General features: G+C 72.2%; 1 protein-coding gene. It reads left to right on the forward strand.

Going from position 1 to position 259, the window contains the following annotated elements; genetic code table 11:
- Positions 1-259 (forward strand): AMP-binding protein (locus R2R70_RS21280; protein ID WP_410979090.1); only part of this gene is annotated, 259 nt, incomplete at both ends.

Genomic DNA, 259 nt, shown 5'->3' on the forward strand with positions numbered 1-259 from the left:
CTATGGCGAACTCGCCGCGCGCGCCTCGCGCGTCGCGGCGGCCTTGCTGGCCGCGGGCGATGCCGGCGAGGAGCCGGTCGCGCTGCTCTATGCTCATGGCGCACCGATGATCGCGGCGCTGTACGGCGTGCTAGGCGCGGGCAAGTTCTATGTGCCGCTGATCGCCGCTCATCCGCTAACGCATCTGCAGGCCGTGGTGCAGGAGTGCGGCTGCCGGATCGTGCTTGCGGCCCCCGAGCATGCGGCGCTGGCCGCCTCG

It is taken from the genome of Cobetia sp. SIMBA_158 (assembly GCF_046566945.1).
GTDB lineage: Bacteria > Pseudomonadota > Gammaproteobacteria > Pseudomonadales > Halomonadaceae > Cobetia > Cobetia amphilecti.